This window comes from Lentzea nigeriaca (genome assembly GCF_016907955.1).
GTDB lineage: Bacteria > Actinomycetota > Actinomycetes > Mycobacteriales > Pseudonocardiaceae > Lentzea > Lentzea nigeriaca.
In genome coordinates, this window is sequence record NZ_JAFBCX010000002.1 from 469,896 (window position 1) to 486,830 (window position 16,935).

General features: G+C 69.0%; 18 protein-coding genes. 10 read left to right on the forward strand and 8 right to left on the reverse strand.

Going from position 1 to position 16,935, the window contains the following annotated elements:
• Positions 1-62: 62 nt before the first annotated feature.
• Positions 63-1,643 (forward strand): DUF885 domain-containing protein, encoded by a 1,581-nt coding sequence (locus tag JOD27_RS08590; RefSeq protein WP_204761577.1) that lies wholly within the window; start codon positions 63-65, stop codon positions 1,641-1,643.
• Positions 1,636-3,090, forward strand: a complete 1,455-nt coding sequence (locus JOD27_RS08595; protein ID WP_204761578.1) for a DUF885 domain-containing protein — start codon at positions 1,636-1,638, stop codon at positions 3,088-3,090. Before JOD27_RS08590 ends, JOD27_RS08595 begins: the two co-directional genes overlap by 8 nt.
• Here the strand turns inward: JOD27_RS08595 and dctA are convergent.
• Positions 2,980-4,314, reverse strand: a complete 1,335-nt coding sequence (gene dctA / locus JOD27_RS08600; RefSeq protein WP_204761579.1) for a C4-dicarboxylate transporter DctA — start codon at positions 4,312-4,314, stop codon at positions 2,980-2,982. The two genes, JOD27_RS08595 and dctA, sit on opposite strands and share 111 nt — an antisense overlap.
• Before the next feature lie 86 nt (positions 4,315-4,400).
• Here dctA and JOD27_RS08605 point away from each other — a divergent pair, with 86 nt between their 5' ends.
• Positions 4,401-5,219 carry an endo alpha-1,4 polygalactosaminidase gene (locus tag JOD27_RS08605; RefSeq protein WP_204761580.1) on the forward strand — a complete coding sequence of 273 codons (819 nt, stop codon included), beginning with the start codon at positions 4,401-4,403 and terminating at the stop codon, positions 5,217-5,219.
• Here JOD27_RS08605 and JOD27_RS08610 read toward each other — a convergent pair.
• The gene (locus tag JOD27_RS08610) at positions 5,189-5,923 is read right to left on the reverse strand and encodes an SRPBCC family protein (protein WP_204761581.1); all 735 of its coding nucleotides are present in this window, start codon (positions 5,921-5,923) and stop codon (positions 5,189-5,191) included. The genes JOD27_RS08605 and JOD27_RS08610 overlap by 31 nt on opposite strands.
• Positions 5,920-6,516 carry an ArsR/SmtB family transcription factor gene (locus tag JOD27_RS08615; protein WP_204761582.1) on the reverse strand — a complete coding sequence of 199 codons (597 nt, stop codon included), beginning with the start codon at positions 6,514-6,516 and terminating at the stop codon, positions 5,920-5,922. The genes JOD27_RS08610 and JOD27_RS08615 overlap by 4 nt, the downstream gene beginning before the upstream one ends.
• A gap of 144 nt (positions 6,517-6,660) precedes the next feature.
• On the opposite strand from JOD27_RS08615, the gene JOD27_RS08620 reads away from it, so the two are divergent.
• Entirely contained in the window at positions 6,661-6,834 is a 174-nt protein-coding gene (locus tag JOD27_RS08620; RefSeq protein WP_204761583.1) for a hypothetical protein, read from the forward strand.
• Here the strand turns inward: JOD27_RS08620 and JOD27_RS08625 are convergent.
• From JOD27_RS08625 to JOD27_RS08640, 4 genes are all read right to left on the reverse strand, one after another.
• The gene (locus tag JOD27_RS08625; RefSeq protein WP_204761584.1) at positions 6,816-7,781 is read right to left on the reverse strand and encodes a TIGR03617 family F420-dependent LLM class oxidoreductase; all 966 of its coding nucleotides are present in this window, start codon (positions 7,779-7,781) and stop codon (positions 6,816-6,818) included. The two genes, JOD27_RS08620 and JOD27_RS08625, sit on opposite strands and share 19 nt — an antisense overlap.
• Positions 7,778-8,074 (reverse strand): hypothetical protein, encoded by a 297-nt coding sequence (locus tag JOD27_RS08630; RefSeq protein WP_204761585.1) that lies wholly within the window; start codon positions 8,072-8,074, stop codon positions 7,778-7,780. The genes JOD27_RS08625 and JOD27_RS08630 overlap by 4 nt, the downstream gene beginning before the upstream one ends.
• Before the next feature lie 19 nt (positions 8,075-8,093).
• Positions 8,094-8,804: a thermonuclease family protein gene (locus JOD27_RS08635; protein WP_204761586.1), complete on the reverse strand. Its 711-nt coding sequence runs from the start codon at positions 8,802-8,804 to the stop codon at positions 8,094-8,096.
• A gap of 100 nt (positions 8,805-8,904) precedes the next feature.
• Positions 8,905-9,357, reverse strand: a complete 453-nt coding sequence (locus JOD27_RS08640; RefSeq protein ID WP_204761587.1) for a DUF4442 domain-containing protein — start codon at positions 9,355-9,357, stop codon at positions 8,905-8,907.
• 194 nt (positions 9,358-9,551) lie between these two features.
• Between JOD27_RS08640 and JOD27_RS08645 the strand changes: the two genes are divergently transcribed.
• Both JOD27_RS08645 and JOD27_RS08650 read left to right on the forward strand, forming a co-directional pair.
• Positions 9,552-10,046, forward strand: a complete 495-nt coding sequence (locus tag JOD27_RS08645; protein ID WP_307830014.1) for a MarR family winged helix-turn-helix transcriptional regulator — start codon at positions 9,552-9,554, stop codon at positions 10,044-10,046.
• A gap of 2 nt (positions 10,047-10,048) precedes the next feature.
• Complete coding sequence (locus tag JOD27_RS08650) at positions 10,049-11,689, forward strand: MDR family MFS transporter (RefSeq protein ID WP_204761589.1); 1,641 nt, start codon at positions 10,049-10,051, stop codon at positions 11,687-11,689.
• A 51-nt stretch (positions 11,690-11,740) separates the two neighbouring features.
• Here JOD27_RS08650 and JOD27_RS08655 read toward each other — a convergent pair whose 3' ends face one another.
• Positions 11,741-12,244, reverse strand: a complete 504-nt coding sequence (locus JOD27_RS08655) for an inorganic diphosphatase (protein WP_204761590.1) — start codon at positions 12,242-12,244, stop codon at positions 11,741-11,743.
• Between the two features lie 462 nt (positions 12,245-12,706).
• Between JOD27_RS08655 and dacB the strand changes: the two genes are divergently transcribed.
• From dacB to hpt, 4 genes are read left to right on the forward strand one after another with little or no spacing between them, the layout of a single operon-like run.
• The gene (gene dacB, locus JOD27_RS08660; protein WP_204761591.1) at positions 12,707-14,341 is read left to right on the forward strand and encodes a D-alanyl-D-alanine carboxypeptidase/D-alanyl-D-alanine endopeptidase; all 1,635 of its coding nucleotides are present in this window, start codon (positions 12,707-12,709) and stop codon (positions 14,339-14,341) included.
• Between the two features lie 28 nt (positions 14,342-14,369).
• Entirely contained in the window at positions 14,370-15,413 is a 1,044-nt protein-coding gene (locus tag JOD27_RS08665) for an Rv3626c family coenzyme F420 biosynthesis-associated protein (protein WP_204761592.1), read from the forward strand.
• Positions 15,410-16,321 (forward strand): tRNA lysidine(34) synthetase TilS, encoded by a 912-nt coding sequence (tilS, locus tag JOD27_RS08670; protein ID WP_204761593.1) that lies wholly within the window; start codon positions 15,410-15,412, stop codon positions 16,319-16,321. The genes JOD27_RS08665 and tilS overlap by 4 nt, the downstream gene beginning before the upstream one ends.
• 17 nt (positions 16,322-16,338) lie before the next feature.
• Complete coding sequence (gene hpt / locus JOD27_RS08675; RefSeq protein ID WP_204761594.1) at positions 16,339-16,887, forward strand: hypoxanthine phosphoribosyltransferase; 549 nt, start codon at positions 16,339-16,341, stop codon at positions 16,885-16,887.
• The last annotated feature ends 48 nt before the right edge of the window (positions 16,888-16,935 follow it).

Sequence of the window (16,935 nt, forward strand, 5' to 3'; positions counted from 1 at the left end):
GGAGGGCATACCCGCCACAACTGGACGTGAAGGCCGCTCAACGGCGTAACTCTGGGGGACAGATGTCCGAAGTCGACGCGCTCGCCGACCGCCTCTTCGACACCATTCTCGGCCGCTATCCGGTCGACGCCACCCTGATGGGCTACGACGTCGACCACTCCTCGCTCACCGACCAGAGCGAGGAAGCCGGCCGACGCTACCGGGACAGGCTCCACGAACTCGGCGAGGCGGCCCGCCGGCTGGAGCCGGAGACCCTCTCCGACCGCATCACGCAGGGGATCGTGCTGCACGAGGTGCGCACGCAGTCCAACGACGTCGACTCGAAGCAGCTCGAGTACGGCATCAGCGCCAACATCCGCACGACGGTGCCGGGCACGCTGGCGTTTCTGCCGCGCGTGCCTGTCGACACGCAGGAACGCCGGGCCGGGTACCTGGAACGGCTGCGAGGGCTCGACGGGTTCTTCGTGACGATGATCGAGCGGCACCGCAAGGGCTTCGCGAACGGCCGCACACCGGTGAAACACCTGGTGGAGCAGGCCGTTGCGCTGATGGACGGCCACCTCGACAACCGCGGCACGTTCGGCGTCGTGGACGGCGCGAGCGAGGTCGTCGACGAGTTCGTCCGCCCGGCGCTCCGGAAGTACCGCGACTTCCTCGAAACCGAAGCGCTGCCCGTGGGACGTGACACCGAGCACGCGGGCCTGTGCTGGTTGCCGGAGGGCGATGCGGTCTACCGCATGGCGATCCGCGCCCACACGACCGAGGACCTCGACCCGGAAGAGCTGCACGCGACCGGCCTCCGGTTGATCGAGGACCTCAAGCGGGAGTTCGCCCGGCACGGCGCCGACGTGTTCGACCGCATCCGCAACGATCCGGCGTTACGGCACAGCAGCGCCGAGGAGATGCTCGCCGCCGCGCGCCAGGCGGTCGCGAAGGCCGAAGCCGCTGCGCCCCAGTGGTTTCGCACGCTGCCCGAGGCGAAGTGCGTGATCGAGGAGGCGCCGCCCGCGGTCCCCGCCCACGTGCCGCCGCACTACTACCCCGCCGCGGAGGACGGCAGCCGGCCCGGCACGTACTTCGTCAACACCAAGGAACCGCACAACCGGCTCAGGATCGAGGACGAGGCCACGGCGTACCACGAGGCTGTGCCGGGGCATCACTTCGAGTACGCCAGGATGGCCCTGCTCAGGGACGTCCCCGTGGTGCGGCGCCTGGCGCCGATCAGCGTGTTCGGCGAGGGCTGGGGCCTGTACTGCGAACGGCTAGCGGACGAGATGGGCCTGTACAGCAACGACGAGTCCAGGCTCGGCATGCTCACAATGGATGCCATGCGCGCGGGACGGCTCGTCGTCGACACGGGCTTGCACGCCAAGGGGTGGAGCCGTCAGCAGGCGATCGACTTCCTGGTCGGGAACACGCCGATGGGGCCCACGCAGATCGAGTCCGAAGTGGACAGATACCTCGCCGAGCCCGGCCAAGCGCTCGCGTACATGGTGGGGCGGCTCAAGTTCCAGGAACTGCACGGAAAAGCCGAGGAGGCGGGCAAGGACGTCCGCGACTTCCACGAGGTGGTGCTCAGCCGGGGCAGGCTCACGCTCGCGCTGCTCGATGAGGTCGTGCACGAGTGGATCGCCGATGCGTGACCTCGCCGACCGGCTGTTCGACCTGACCCTGGACCACCACACGCTGCGGCCGAACCTGATGGGGCTGCGCGACGACGGCGAACTGCAGGACCACAGCGAAGAGGCGGACCAGGTCTACCTGCGCCGCTACCGATCCATCGCCGACGAAGCGGAACGGCGGACCCCGGAAACCGAAGACGACCGCATCACCCGTGACCTCGTCCTGCACCTCACCCGTGCCGAGTGCGACACGATCGAGTCGAGGGCGATCGAGTACGGCGTGAGCGGCTACCTCCAGACCGCGGTTCCTGAGCTGCTCTACTTCCTGGGCCACCTGAAGAGCCACCACGCGGTACCGCGGTTTCTCGCCACGGTCGCCGAACGGCACCGTGCGGGCGTCGAAGCAGGACGGACGCCGGTCAGGCTCCTGGTCGAGCAGGCGATCGCACTCGTGGACCAGTACGACGACCCGGCCGTCCGGCACTACCGCGACGTGCTCGTGAACGACGTTCTGCCGTACGGCCGCGACGAGGAACACGCGGGGCTGTGCTGGCTGCCCGATGGCGAATCGTCGTACCGCAAGGCGATCCGCACGCACACGACGCTGGACCTCGACCCGCACGAGCTGCACACCACTGGACTGCGGCTCATCGAGGACATCAAGCGAGAGTTCGGCGGACGTCGGCCCAGCAGCCTGAAGTACACGGGTGCCGACGAGATGATCGAGGACGCCGAAACGGCCGTGCGCAGGGCCGAATCCATTGCCCCGCAATGGTTCCGGACGGCGCCGCGGGCCAGGTGTGAGATCGCCGCGAGCGCACCGTCCGTGCCCGCGAGCGCGCCGCCGCACTACCTCCCCGCCGCGCTCGACGGCAGCCGGCCCGGCACCTACTTCGTCAACACCAAGGACCCGCACACCAGGCTCCGCGCCATCGCGGAGGCGACAGCCTTCCACGAGGCCGTGCCAGGCCACCACTTCGAGAGCGCCAGGCTCGAGCAGCTGGGACACCTGCCGCTGCTCCGCCGCAAGGCGCGGATCACCGCGTTCACCGAGGGCTGGGCGCTCTACTCCGAACGCCTGGCCGACGAGATGGGCCTCTACAGTACCGAAGAGGCCCGTCTCGGCATGCTCACCATGGACGCCAAACGCGCGGGCAGGCTCGTCGCCGACACCGGCCTGCACGCCAAGGGCTGGAGCCGGCCGCAGGCCATCGACTACCTGCTCGCCAACACGCCGATGCCGCGCGAACTGGCCGAGGCTGAGGTCGACCGCTACCTCGCTCAACCGGGCCAGGCACTCGCGTACATGGTGGGACGGCTGAAGTTCCAGGAGCTGCGCGGCAGAGCCGAGCAGGCGCTAGGAACGGCGTTCGACGTTCGTGACTTCCACGAGGTCGTCCTCGGCCGCGGCAAGCTCACCCTCGGTCTGCTCGACGACGTCGTCACGGCCTGGATTGCCGAGCGTTGACCGCATCTGCTCGACGTCCAGCATGCCCTCCCAGCGTGAGACGACGAACGTCGCCACGCAGTTGCCCAGCAGGTTCGTGAAGACGCGCATCGAGTCCATGATCCGGTCCGCGCCGAGCAGCAACGCGACCGCCGCCGCCGGGATCGAGCCGACCGCGGCGACCGTCGCCGACAGCGCGAGGAACGCCGAGCCCGGTACGCCCGCCATGCCCTTCGAGGTCAGCACGAGCACCAGCACGATCGTCAGCTGGTCGCCGAGGTCCAGCGGCACGTTCAACGCCTGGGCGAGGAACACCGTGGCGAGCGAGAGGTAGATCGACGCGCCGTCGAGGTTGAACGAGTACCCGGTGGGCAGCACCAGGCCGACGGACGTGGGGGCACATCCGGCGCGCTGCAGCTTCACCATCATCCGCGGCAGCACGGCCTCCGACGACGCGGTGCCGAGCGCCAGCAGGAACTCCTCCTTGGCGTACCTGATGAACCGCAGGATGTTGACCCGCGCGAACGTCCACGCGATCACGCCGAGCAAGCAGCAGAACAGCAGCGCCGCGCCGTAGGACGACAGGATCAGCCAGAGATAGGTCCGCAGCGACCCCAGGCCGTACTGCCCGATCAGGAACGCCATCGCCCCGAACGCGCCGACCGGTGCCAGCTTCATCACGTAGCCGAGCACGGTGAAGAACGCCAGGTTGACGCGGTCCAACAGGTCCACGACCGGCGTCGCCCGCTCGCCGAGCTGGGCCAGCGCGCAGCCGAACAGGACGGCGAACAGCAGCACCTGAAGCAACGCGTTGCGCGCCAACGCGTCCACCACACTGGAAGGAATGAGATCCAGCAGGAACTGCACGACGCCGGGGAGGTGGCCGCCCTGCGTCTTCGCCTGGACGGCGGAGGCGTCCAGTGTGGAGGGATCGATGTTCATCCCGGCGCCCGGTCGCACGACGTTGCCGACGAGCAGGCCGAACGCGAGCGCCGCCGTCGACACCACCTCGAAGTAGATCAGCGCCTTCACGCCGATCCGGCCGACCGCGCGCAGGTCACCGACCTTCGCGATGCCGGTGGCCACGACGCAGAAGATCAGCGGCGCGATCACCATCTTGATGAGCTTGATGAAGCCGTCCCCGATCGGCTTCAGGTCGGCACCGAAGGTCTTGAAGAAGTGGCCCACGAGCACGCCGGCCACGACCGCGACGAGAAGCTGCAGAAAGAGCGACCGAGTTTTCACATGCCGGAAGTTAAATCTCATTTGTGAGCGATGGAGTGCCCCTGGTGTTACACCTCTGCTACCCGACGGGTGACAGACTGCCGCGCATGAAGCCAGTCGCGGCAGCTGCCGCCCTGCTCCTGCTCGTCGCCTCCTGCAGCACGAGCGAACCGGAGGGGCCGCCCGTCGAGCTGCCGCCGGCCGGCGCGCGGTTCGACTACCAGATCGGCGGGGTCTACCAGCCGGACGCGCAGGTCAAGATCGTCATCCGGGACCGCGGCAAGATCCCCGTCGGCGACCGCTACAACGTCTGCTACCTCAACGCCCTGCAGACGCAGCCGGACCCGATGGAGGGCAGTCTGAGCTGGTGGAAGCAGAACCACGGCGACCTGCTGGTCAAGAAGCCGGACGGGGAGCCGATGATGGACCCGGAGTGGGGCGAGGGCATCCTCGACATCTCCACCCCCGACAAGCGGCAGAAGATCCTCGACATCCAGAAGAAGTGGATCGAGGGCTGCAAGACCTCGCGGTTCCAGGCGATCGAGGCGGACAACCTCGACTCGCACGCGCGCGCCGGCGGGGCGTTCGACATCAACGCCACCAAGGAGTTCATGAAGGCGTTCGTGCGGCTCGCCCACGGGAAGGGGCTTGCCGTCGCGCAGAAGAACGGCGGTGAGCTCGGCGACTCCGGCAAGAAGTACATCGGCTTCGACTTCGCCATCACCGAGGACTGCGCGGTCCACGACGAGTGCAAGTCCTACGCGGACGCGTACGGCGACAACTTCTTCCAGATCGAGTACACCGACGAGGCGTTCCAGAAGTCGTGTGCCGATCGCGGCGGCAAGGTGTCGATCATCCGCCGCGACCGGAACGTGGTGCCGTACGGGCACGCCGACTACGTCAACGAGGTCTGTCCGGCGAGCTGAGCCAGGAACGCCTGCCACTTCTCGGCCTGGCCCGTCGCGTCACCGAAGAGGTGGTGGCCGACGGCGTTCGTGCCGTGGAAGCGGTACAGGCCGTCCTCACCGCGCACGCCGAGGAACTCGTGCAGGTCGTGGCGGACGAGGTAGTCGACGACACCGGTGACGCCGAACGGTTCGAGGGTGACCTCGTCGCCGACCTGGGCGTCCTCGGGGACGCGGAGCGCCTTCAGCAGCGCGGGCCAGCTCTTCTCGCCCTCCGGCCACTGCGCGAACACGTAGGTGCCGTGCCTGCCCGCGAAGTGCTTCACGTACTGGGCCATCGTGAACAGGTACATGTCCCAGCCCTTCGCGGTCTGGTCCAGGTACTCGTCGTCCCAGCCGTCGCCGAGGATGCCGCTGTGCACGAACCGCAGCACCGTCGAGCCCTGGTCACGGCCCTCGACCAGGTACTCCATCGCGTGGAACGTGCCGTCCTCGCCCTTGTCGCTCTCATAGGCGAAGCGCTTGCCCGGCTCCCAGGCGGTGATCGTCGAGGATTCCTGGAAGAAGCCGAGGTCGAGGGATATGCGGCCACCGAGGCGCCCGTCGACGGTGTGCGGGCCCATGAACCACGAGTCGATGCCCGGCCCTGTCGCGATGGCGTCCCAGACCTGCTCGGGGGTCCCCTCGACCTCGACTTCCTTCCTGATCTCGAACTCGCGGGTCACGACTCCTCCTCCTGGGCGGCGACGCTGGGGTGCAGGGCGACGACGACTCGGTGCGCTCGCCCTCCTTCGGCCTGTTCGTCGTGGTACTTGGCGACGAGCCGCGTCACGCACGTGGCGAGCTCCTCCGCGAACGCCGCGCGGTCGCCCGCCGTGGCGAACCGGACCTCGCCGTCCAGCGCGAACGTCGCGAGCCGCTTCTTCGCCCTGGTCGCGCCCGTGATCAACGTGCCGACGTCGCGCACCAGCCTGGCCGAGACCGCCAGCAGCCACCGCGCGGACAACCGGTCGGGTGAGCGCGCCGGGTCGGGCTGCACGGCCGCGAGCGCCGTGGGTGAGATGACGTAGGACGCCGCGGTCGCTTGGAGCAGGCGCTCGTTCACGTTGCCCTTGCGCCGTTCCTCGACGAGCTCCACCAGGCCGTGCTGCTCCAGCGTGCGCAGGTGGTAGTTCACCTTCTGCCTGGGCAGGCCGACCTTCGCGGCGAGCATCGTCGCCGATCCCGGCTCTGCCAGCTCCGCGAGCAGGCGTGCTCGCACGGGGTCCAGCGACACCTCGGCCGCTGCGGGGTCCTCGATCACCGCCACTTCGAACATGGCACCACCGTCGCACCGAAAACAAAATTAGTCAAGAACTGAGTTGCTGTCGGTGACTTTGCTCCACATGGGTGGCGTTGGACCCGGTACCGTAAGCGGTGTCTCGATTGGTCGTTGCTTGTTCGCAACCCCTGAGGAGACAACATGATCACGATGCTCGTGCTGACCCTGCTGGCTTTGCCGTTCGCCCTGACCGCGGCCAACGTGGGCAGACGCAGGTGGATCCGCAAGAGAGGCGTTGCAGGGGTGCGCGCCGAGCTCGACGCTTTCCACGCCGAGCTGGCACAGCAGGGGCTCAGTCACTTCTCCGGCCGGTGAAGCACGTTCGCGGACGGTGAGATCCGCGTGACGACGTCGCCGAACCGGTCCAGCAGTGCGGCCGAGACGGTGTCGGGTGACGACCCGACGACGGCGAACTCGTGCAGCACCTCGTCCGTGATCAGCTCGCTCATCTCAGCCCACTGCTGCCGTCGGGACATCCGGTGCAGCTCCTCGTGCAGCGCGCCCCAGCCGTGCAGGTCGAGCACCGGCTTGTACGCGGGCGTCGACCCGTAGAACGCGATCTGCCGCTTGACGTCGGCGATCTCCTGCTCGTTGGTCGCTGCGAACACCGGCCCGCTGATCTCGAAGCCCTCGAGTGTCTTCCCCGCCATGGCCCGGCCGCGTTCGAGCGCGGGCAGCGTCACCTCGCGCAGGTACCGCTCGGTCGTGAAGTTGTGGCACAGGAAGCCGTCCGCGACCTCGCCCGCCACCTCGGTCATCAGCTCGCCGACGCCCGCGAGGTAGATCGGCGCGGTGCCGTGCGGGTTCGGGCCGGGATCGAAGAACGGCGTCATCAGCGTGTGCTTGTAGAACTCGCCGCGGAACGCCAGCCGCTCGCCGGTCTCCCACGCGTGCCAGATCGCCCGGATGGCCAGCACGAACTCGCGCATCCGTGCGGCGGGCTTGCTCCACGGCATGTAGAAGCGCTTGGTGATGTGGGCTTCGATCTGCGAGCCGAGCCCGAGGTTGAACCGGCCCTCCGACAGCAGCTGCAGGTCGTTCGCCGTGGTCGCGATGGTCATCGGGTTGCGCGCGAACGCCACCGCGATCGCCGTGCCGAGCTCGATCCGCTCGGTCGCCGCGGCCGCCCCCGCGAGCGCGAGGAACGGGTCGTGCTTGGTCTCGGCGAGCCAGAACCCGTCGTAGCCCCGGTCCTCCGCCCGCTTCGCGATGGCCCCGACGTTGCCGGGCGTGTAGTCGACGGCACTCCTGTCCAGCTTCATGCCGTTGAGGTTAGAAAACTCTGCAGCAGCGCTTTGAACTCGGAAGCTTCCGGCACGAGGTGATCACGGCCCCGGCACACGGCCCGGCGCGCGCCGGTCTCGCGGGCGATCGTGTCGCAGATGATCTCGTTCGCCTCGCTGTGGGCGCCGGACACCACGAGGACCGGGAACCCCGCCGCACGCAACGCGGCCTGCGGCGGCTCCGCCTCGTCCGGCGGACGGCCGCCGAGCACACTGCCGTGCACCAGCACCACGCGCGGACCACTGCCCCGCTGGTGGACGTGCAATCGCATCGTCCAGGCGTAGGGCGGATCAGCGGCGGTACTGGGGTTCGCAGGCGATTCCGTTCCGGTTGCCGTCCAGCTCGACCCGGTAGCCCGGCTGACCCCAGTAGATCGGCGCCGCGCCGGCCTGCCACGCGTCCTCGCAGGTCGCGAAGAACACCGGCTTGGGCTTGGGCGTCGTCGTGGTCGGCTTCGGGGCGGGTGGCGGCGGAGGAGGAGGCGGTGGCGGGGGAGTGGGGGTCTCAGTGGTGTCCTTGCCGCCGCACGGAGCACCCCACAGTCCGATGGGGACTCGCTGTGCCGCGCCCTCGGCTTCCTTCTGTCCGGCCGTCGGGTTGCCCGCGGTGCGGCCGGCGCCGTTGCCCAGGGCGAGCAACGCGAAGTCCGTTCCGTCCGCGAGGCTGAGCGCGCCGGTTGCCCGGTCGTAGCGCACCTGCTGGTTCAGCAGCATGCTCCTGGCGAACCCGGTAGCCGCCGCAGCCCAGCACGGTCCCGGCTGGGCGAGACCGCTGACCTCGGCCTTCGAGCCGTCGGACAGCATCACCGTGCGTCCGTCGACGATCGACGCCACGGTGATGCCGAGCGCCGCGGGCGGAACCGACGGCGACGTCGTGGCCACCACTGGTTCCCCGACCGGCTTCTCCACCGCGACAGGAGTCGACTGCTGTACCTGCGCGCCACACCCGGCGGTGAGTGCAACCAGCAGGACTCCGCCGCCCACAGTTCTCCACCCCGACATGACCCCGAATGGTGCTCTCCGGCGCGAGAGTGGCCAAGGTTACGTATTTGGCCCGGTTCGGTTCACACGTTGTCCGAACTGAAATACGGAGATGCCCAGTTCAGCGTGCGGGCTTCAAGGTCCAGACCACGGTCATCTCCCCGGTGGTCACGCCCTCGGCGTTGGAGATGGTGACGGAGACCGGGAACTCGGGCCTCGTGCCGGACTCCAGTTCGGCCAGCACCTCGTCGGCCGGGCGGCCCAGAACGGCCTCCGCGCGCAGCGCGCCCATCGCGACCTTTTTGTAGGCGATCTCCGCGCGGACGACGAGCGGCGTGGCCTTGCCGAGGTGCGCGGCGAACGCGGCCATCACGACGGCCCCGGACGCGGTCTCGCCGAGACCGAACATCATCGCGGCGTGCGGCCCGCCGACGTGGTTGCGCAGCGTCTCGTCGTCCGGCAGCGTCGCGACGACGCGGCCGGCCGAGACCTCCTCGAACTCGATCCCGGTGGTCTTCACCAGTGGCACGGCCTGCTTCATGGCGTCGGCGACGAACGACACGTCTTGGCTCATGAGACGGATGCTACCGGCGAGTAACCCGGTTTGCTACCCGTCGGTAACACCACTCACCGCGCTCGCGCCGCTCCACTGCGGAGTGAGACTCGAAACTCACTTGCATTTCCGCGAACCGAGATGGATGCTTGTAGCGAGCAACTAGTTGGGTGATACAAGCAACGAGGTGTCAGATGGTGGATCCGGGCAGGTGCGTGCCCATCGATCCCGAGCACGAGCTCGCGGATCGGGTGGGCATGGCGATGGTGCGCCTGAACAAGATGCACGCCCAGGTCGCCCACCAGATGGCCAAGCAGGGGATGGACAAGTCCGCCTTCGTGCTCCTCGCGACGCTCTCCGGTCTCGGTGAGTGCCGCTCGAGCGCGCTGGCGGAGGCGGTGCTCTCCGACCCGTCCACGGTCAGCAGGCAGGTAGCCGGGCTGGTGAAGGACGGGCTCGTGGAGAGGCACGCTGATCCGGCTGACGGCCGGGCCAGCGTTCTCGCGGTCACCGAGGCAGGGCGCCAGTTGCTCCTAGAGCGGCGCCGGCAGCGCAACGAGGCGATCGAGCGGGTGTTCGCGGACTGGGCCGACGAGGACTTCAAGGGCTTCGCGGATCTGTTCGAACGCTTTGTCCAGGACTACGAGCGCACGATTCCGGCGCTATTGACCGAACGCGGGACGGGGACCCGCGCAGGAGGGGAAAAGTAGAGATGTCAGAAACAACCGAGGCGACACCCACGACAGGGGTCTCCCTGACGCACCGGCAGATCATGACGGTGCTGTCCGGCCTGCTGCTGGGCATGTTCCTCGCGGCGCTGGACCAGATGATCGTCGCCAGCGCCATGAAGACCATCGCGGACCAGCTGCACGGGCAGACGCTGCAGGCGTGGGCGACGACCGCCTACCTGATCACCGCGACCATCACGACGCCGTTGTACGGCAAGCTGTCCGACATCTACGGCCGCAAGCCGATGTACCTCGCGGCGATCTCGCTGTTCCTGCTCGGATCGCTGCTGTCGGGCATCGCGACGTCGATGTACGAGCTGGCCGCGTTCCGCGCGGTGCAGGGTCTCGGCGCCGGCGGTCTGATGTCGCTCGCGTTCGCGATCATGGCCGACATCATCTCGCCGCGTGAGCGCAACAAGTACTCGGCGTACTTCATGGCCGTGTTCGGTTCGGCGAGCGTGCTCGGACCGGTCATCGGTGGCGTGTTCGCCGGTCTGGACTCGTTCGTCGGCGTCACCGGCTGGCGCTGGGTGTTCCTGGTCAACGTGCCGATCGCGCTGCTGGCGCTGTTCGTCGTCGGCCGCGTGCTGAACATCCCGCACAAGCGGGTCGACCACCGCATCGACTTCGGCGGCGCGGCGGCGTTGACCGTCGGCCTGGTGCCGTTGCTGATCGTGGCCGAGCAGGGCCGCGAGTGGGGGTGGGCGTCCGGCACGTCGATCGCCATGTACGTGATCGGTGTGCTCGGTCTGCTGGCGTTCGTCCTCGTCGAGTCCCGCATGGGCGACGAGGCGTTACTGCCGATCCGGATGTTCCGCAACCACACCTTCGCGCTGGGCAACACGATCAACTTCGTGCTCGGCATCGGCATGTTCGGCGGCATGGTCTCCATCCCGCTCTACCTGCAGATCGTGAAGGGCGTCTCGCCGACGGTCTCCGGTCTGATGCTGCTGCCCATGACGTTCGGCATCATGTCGGCCACCGCGACCGCGGGCCGGATCACGTCGAAGACCGGGCGCTACAAGATCTTCCCGATCATCGGCGCCGCGTTGATGTCGATCGCGCTGTTCCTGTTCAGCACCATCGGCACGGAGACGCCGAACTGGCTCGTCATGATCTACATGTTCGTCATGGGTGCCGGTCTGGGTCAGTGCATGCAGACGCTGCTGCTGGCGATCCAGAACGACGCCGAGCCGCGTGACATGGGTGTGGCGACCGCTTCGGCGACGTTCTTCCGCCAGATCGGTGGCACCGTCGGTACCGCGGTGTTCCTGTCGATCCTGTTCAGCACGGTCGGCGACAAGATCGCCGAGGGCCTCAAGGCCGCCATGCAGACCGAGGCGTTCAAGGTCGCTCTGGCCCACAACCCGGAGTTCGCCAAGTCGCTGCAGGCGGGTGGCGGGTCCGGTGTGGACATCAACAACACCGAGTTCCTCAACCACCTCGACCCGGTGCTGGCCAAGCCGTTCCTGGACGGCTTCTCCGGCGCGATCGACCTGGTCTTCATGACCGGCGGCATCGTGATGGTGGCGGCGTTCGTCCTCGTGTGGTTCCTGCGCGAGAAGCCGCTCTCCACCAAGTCGGGCCTGGAGCGCGTGGCCGACGCCGAGGCCGTCGCGGTCTGATTCGAGGCACAAAAAAGAGGGGCCGCTGGTGCGGCCCCTCTTTTCGCGTTCTCAGTGCTCTTCGCCGTGCGCCTCGGCGTCCTTCAGACGCTGGTAGGAGCGGACGATCTCGGCCTCGGCCTCGGTGCGGCCGACCCAGGTCGCACCCTCGACGCTCTTGCCGGGCTCAAGGTCCTTGTAGACCTCGAAGAAGTGCTGGATCTCCAGGCGGTCGAACTCCGCCAGGTGGTGGATGTCCCGCAGGTGCTCGTGCCGCGGGTCGTCGGCGGGGACGCACAGAACCTTGTCGTCGCCACCCTTCTCGTCGGTCATGCGGAACATGCCGATGGCGCGGGCCTTGATCAGGCAGCCGGGGAACGTCGGCTCCTGAACGAGCACGAGGGCGTCCAGGGGGTCGCCGTCCTCGCCCAGGGTGTCCTCGATGAACCCGTAGTCGGCGGGGTACTGCGTCGCCGTGAACAACGTGCGGTCGAGGCGGATGCGACCAGTCTTGTGGTCCACCTCGTACTTGTTGCGCACTCCCTTGGGGATCTCGATCGTGACGTCGAACTCCACTGGTCCTCGCTCATGTAGCCCATTCGTGACGCCACTAGTGTGGACCACGACGCCCTGTCAACCCTCATCGGAGCGGCGGCCGGAGGGTGTGAGATTGCCCGTACCGAGCTGACGGAGGCCCCCTTGCCGGACGAGCCCCAGTGGCCGACCGAGGACGACGACACCGATCTTGCGTCGGCGTCCGAGGTGCCGACGCTGCAGGTCAGCCGCCCGTCGCTGGATCAGCCGACCATGCGCCTGCCGGTCGCCTCCGTGCTGAAGCCACCGTCCACTCAGGAGCCTCTGCGGTCGTCCCCCGTCCCTCCCGCTCCGAACGCCGGCGGCCGGGGTCCCGGTACTCCGAGTGGGCCTTTGAACGGTTCCGGTGGCCCTTCCGGTGGATCTTCCGGTGGGAAGTCTCACGGGCAGGTTGGACCGGACGGCGGCCAACCTCGGCCGGTCGAGCCGCCGAGGGCCACGCCGATGCGCATCGGGCCGGGCTCCGACGCCACCCCGGTGGCCGCGAAGACGGCTCGGGTGGACCAGTTGCCCGCGGTGGAGCCCTCGTGGTTCGACCAGCCGGTCAGACCGGAGTCCCGCCCCCCGCGCCCGCAGCCTCCTCGCCAGGAACCTCCGCGCGTCGAGCAGCCAACTCCGCCGCCCGCGCCTCGTCAGGAAGAGAAAGTTCGCGAGACGCTCCCGGTCTCGGGTTACGACGAGGAGCCGGAAGACCGGCTGACCGGCTCCGACGAGCCCAGGAAGGGCCGCAAGGCGCTCGCCGCCGCGCTCGGCCTGCTGGTCGTCGCGGCGCTCGCCGGCGCCACCGTCTACGCGGTCAACGAGTTCGGCGGGCCCGCGGCTGTCGAGACCAAGCCCCCCGCCCCGCCCGCCGCGGTCCAGCCGCTGGTCAAGGCAGCCAACGCGGGTGGACCGGCGCCGAGCGCCGCCGGTGTGAAATCAGCCCTCAACGGCCCTTCCGGCAACTCCGCGCTCGGCACCCTGACCGGCAGCGTCGTCGACCCGGCCAGCGGCACGGCCCTGTGGCAGCAGGGCGCCACCACGCCCGCGACGCCCGCGTCGAGCCTCAAGATCCTCACGGCGGCCGCGGCGCTGCTCAGCCTGGAGAAGACCGAGCAGCTGTCGACGAAGGTCGTCCAGGGCGCGGAGCCCGGCACCGTGGTGATCGTCGGCGGTGGCGACCCGACGATCTCCGGCACGCCCGGCAGCACCGTCTACCCCGGCGCGGCGACCCTCGACGACCTGGTCAACCAGGTGAAGCAGAAGGGCGCGGTCGCCAAGGTCCAGTTCGACCTGAGCCGGTACGTCGGCGAGCCGCTGGGCCCGCAGTGGGAGACGGCCGACATCGCCGGCGGCTCGGTGGCGCCGATCGTGCCGTTCATGCTCGACGGCGGCCGGCTCAACCCGAAGAACGACGTGTCGGCGCGCACCGGTAGCCCCGCCCAGTCGGCGGCGGACGCGTTCGCGCAGCGCATCGGGGCTCCTGGCGCCACGGCAGGGACGGCACCGCAGGGCGCGCAGGTGCTCGGTGAGATCAAGTCGGCGCCGATCGAGCAGCTCGTCGACAACATGATGCAGATCTCCGACAACGTGCTCACCGAGGCGATCGCCCGCGAGATCGCGATCAAGACGGGCAACGAGCCGTCGTTCGCGGGCGGGGTCAAGGCCGTGCGGGACATCCTGAGCAAGAACGGGTTCGACCTCACCGGGGCGAACTTCGTCGACGGCAGCGGCCTGTCGGCCACGAACAGGATCCCGGCCAAGCTGCTCACGGACGTGCTGGCCACGGCGGCCAAGCCCAGCCTGGACGACCCGCGCACGGCGAAGCTGCGGCCGTTGCTGACGGCACTGCCGGTGGCGGGCGGCAGCGGCACGCTGGCCGGTCGCTACGGCGGCAGCGCGTCCGGCGGCAAGGGCTGGGTGCGGGCCAAGACCGGCACGCTCACCGGCGTCAACGCCCTCGCCGGGATGGTCGTCGACGTGGACGGCCGGGTGCTCGTGTTCGCGTTCATGTCGGCGAGCAACCGCAACCCGGAGACCGAGGTGCGGCCGGCGCTCGACGTGATGGCCGCTGCGTTGCGCGGCTGTGGCTGTTCGTAGCGGGGCGCGCGCAGGTAACTTCGGCAGGGTGAACGGCGCGACGGAGGCAGAGCTCGGCCCGGTGGACTGGGAGCTGGCGGTGGCGACCGCCGTGCGGCTCGTGCGGCCAGGCCCGGTGATCGGGAAGGACGAGGCCGACCACGTCGTCGGCAGACTTCGCGAGCTCGCGCCTCGGGCGGAGGTGCACGTCCGCGAGCTGACGGGCCTGGGGCAGGGTCTGCCGCTGCTGCCGGGCGAGGTCGTCGACCGTCCCGCGTGGGTCAGGGCAGCCGCGCAGGGCCTCGCCGCCCTGACCGCGCCCGCGATGCCGCGTCAGGCCGGCGCCATGGCGAGCATCCTCGCGGGCACCGCCGGTGTGCAGGCGGGCGTCGTGATGGCGTTCCTGTCGTCGCGGGTGCTCGGCCAGTACGACCCGTTCAGCCCGAACGAGCAGCTGGCAGGACGACTCCTGCTCGTCGCGCCGAACATCGTTGGCGCACAACAGGCTCTGGACGTCCCCGACGACGACTTCCGGATGTGGGTGTGCCTGCACGAGTGCACGCACCGCCTGCAGTTCACCGGCGTGCCGTGGCTGCGCAAGTACTTCTCCGACCAGGTCACTGCTCTTCTCTCCACAATGGACGAAGACCGCGCGCCGCTGCCGGACGTGATCCGCGACTTCCGGCACAAGCTGCGCGCGGGCGACGGCCCGATCGGACTGATCGAGCTCATCCAGTCGCCGCAGCAGAAAGCCGTGCTGGACCGGCTGATCGCACTGTCCACTTTGCTCGAAGGCCACGCGGACCACGTGATGGACGCGGTGGGTCCCACCGTCGTGCCGTCCGTCTCGACGATCCGCAGCCGCTTCACCGCGCGCCGCAAGGGCGGCGGCCTGCTCGACCGCGTCCTGCGCACGCTGCTCGGCGTGGACGCGAAGGTGCGCCAGTACGAGGAGGGCGCGGCCTTCACCGAGTACGTCGTGGAACGCGTCGGCATGGACGGCTTCAACGCGATCTGGACCTCGGCCGACACCCTGCCGACCAGGGCGGAGATCGCCGAGCCGATGACGTGGCTGCGCCGCGTGGCCCCATGAACGGTCCGGTCGCCGAGGTCAGGACGGCCGTCAGGAGGTTCCTCGACGAGGTGCGCCCGGACGCGGTGACCGTCGCGGTCTCCGGCGGCGCCGACTCGTTGGCACTGGCCGCCTGCGTCGGCAGGTTCGTGCCCGGAGCCTCGGCCGTGATCGTCGACCACCAGCTGCAGCCGGGTTCGGGCGAGGTGGCCCTGCGCGCGGCCGGGCAGTGCGAGGAGTTCGGCCTGGTGGCGCGCGTGGAGGCCGTCGAGGTCTCCGGCCCCGGCGGCCCCGAGGCAGCGGCCCGCAAGGCGCGCTACGCGGCCCTGAGGCCTGCTTCCGGCCTCGTGCTGCTCGGCCACACCCTCGACGACCAGGCCGAGACCGTGCTGCTGGGCCTGGGCCGCGGCTCGGGTCCGCGCTCGATCGCGGGGATGCGCACCCTCGACCCGCCGTGGGGCCGCCCGCTGCTCGGCGTGACGCGGGCCGCCACCCGTGCGTTCTGCGCGGAGCAGGGCATCGAGGTGTGGGAGGACCCGCACAACTCCGACCCGTCGTACACGCGCGTGCGCTTGCGTGCGGAAGTCCTGCCGTTGCTGGAGGACGTGCTGCAGGGCGGCGTCGCGGCGTCGTTGGCCCGCACGGCGGCCCAGCTGCGCGAGGACTGTGACGCACTCGACGCCCTGGCCGCGGCGTTCAGCGGTGACTGCTGTGCCGTTGACGACATCTCGGAGTTGCCCGTCGCACTGAGACGGAGAGTGCTCAGGTCGTGGCTCATCGAGGCGGGCGTGCCTGAACTGTCCGATTCGCACCTGCGCCGTGTTGACGCACTGGTGAGTGAATGGCGCGGTCAGGGCGGTGTCTGGCTACCCGGTGGCTTTGTCGTGCGGCGCGCGCATGGCAGGCTCGTTGTCGAACCAGAGTCTTAAGCAGAGGGGACCTGTCCGTGTACGACGGCGACATCGCATCCGTGCTCATCACCGAGCAGGAGATCAGCGACAAGGTCACCGAGCTCGCCAAGCAGGTCGCGGACGATCACCCAGAAGGTGACTCCGACCTCGTGCTGATCACCGTCCTCAAGGGCGCTGTGATGTTCATGGCCGATCTCGCCCGCGCGCTGCCCGTCCCGGTGCAGCTCGAGTTCATGGCCGTTTCGTCCTACGGCTCCTCCACGTCCTCCTCGGGCGTGGTGCGGATCCTGAAGGACCTGGACCGCGACATCGCCGACCGCAGGGTCGTGATCGTCGAGGACATCATCGACTCGGGCCTCACGCTGTCGTGGCTGCTGAAGAACCTGCAGTCGCGCAAGCCGCGGTCCCTGGAGGTCTGCACGCTGCTGCGCAAGCCCGACGCGGTGAAGGTCGAGGTGCCGGTCAAGTACGTCGGCTTCGACATTCCCAACGAGTTCGTCGTCGGCTACGGCCTCGACTACGCCGAGCGCTACCGCGACCTGCCGTACATCGGCACGCTGGACCCGAAGGTCTACTCCAGCTGAAACACGATGAAGGGAACCTTTATCCACGTGAGGTGGATAGAGGTTCCC